At 61.3% G+C, this 1,082-nt stretch carries 1 protein-coding gene; it reads right to left on the bottom strand.

Annotation, left to right across the window (positions count from 1 at the left end):
- Nucleotides 1-39 precede the first annotated feature (39 nt).
- Nucleotides 40-1,082: hypothetical protein (locus tag Q4P78_RS09330; protein WP_303340093.1), on the bottom strand; the 1,043-nt coding region annotated here is incomplete at its 5' end.

Raw genomic sequence — 1,082 nt, 5'->3', positions numbered from 1 at the left:
ATGGTTGAGTTGAGTTTGAGCTAAAGAAAAGTGTATCGGTTATTTCATAGGCTGCGCCTTGCGAATCAGGCGCAGCGTCGAAGCATCGGTGGCGTAGACGGCGTACTGCCCTTGGGGCAGTCGGCTACCCTCTCCCGTCAGCATATGGCGCTGCGGGGTAGGCGCTTCGGCAGGTTGCTCCTGCCCACCCCAGGTATAGACGTTGCAGCCAGCCAGGGCTCCCTGCCCTTCGCGGCTCTCCGCCAGTTGACTGAAAAAGAAGTTCAGCACCGCATCGCGACTGTCGGTCGGAGTGGTCGGTTCGCGAAAGTCGCGCTCCCTGGGATACCCCACGGCATCCACCACCAGGGGCTTGTACATCCGTCCGGCTATGCGGGCACACTGCGCCAGCAGGGCTTCGCTACGGATATACACGCGGGGCAGGGCATCGTAGAGATTGCCCACACTGGTCCAGCCCCACTCCAACGGGCTTACTTGTAGGGCGATATAGTCCACCCCGCCCACGTTATGAAGTGCCTCGATGAGCCGGTCGTCAAAGGTGCCGTCCACCTTCGACACGGGACTGCCCCACCCGGCCAGCGACAAGAGTTGCCGGGGAGCTTTGGCCTTTACTTCCTGCGCCCACTTGTGCACCCTATCCTTCTGAGCAGCGGTATTTTGCGTGTATTCTAGTTGTAACTGCCAGGCCATGATAGTGGGGTCATCAGCATAGGCGCTGCCGGTCAGGCGGTTTGTCCGCTCTACCAGGCGGCGCGCCGTACGGCTGTCGGCCAACCCCAACACTGCCGTCATCTTGCGCTGCGCCAGCTCGCGGAGCAAGCGATCGTAGCCGAGGTACAGACTGTCGGCGGGCAAGCGGTCAAAGGCTTCGTCATAGGGCACACGCACATTGCTCACTCCGAGGGCTTGCAGCGTGTCCAGCTCGGTCTGCAATCTCAGGCTGTCGCTCCACAGCAGGGGGGCGTAGACCAGGTTAACGCCCTTATAGTAATAAGGTGTTTCCGCTGCCCCACGCACCAGGTGTCCGTCCGCTACATACACAAAGGCATTCTGCCCCATCAGCGCACCTGCCGCCCCGAGGG

Origin of the sequence: Rothia sp. (in: high G+C Gram-positive bacteria), assembly GCF_030540545.1 — a bacterium.
In the GTDB taxonomy this organism is placed as follows: domain Bacteria; phylum Actinomycetota; class Actinomycetes; order Actinomycetales; family Micrococcaceae; genus Rothia.
The sequence above is the reverse complement of the archived record's forward strand: the minus strand, read 5'-3'. Positions and strand labels throughout refer to the sequence as shown.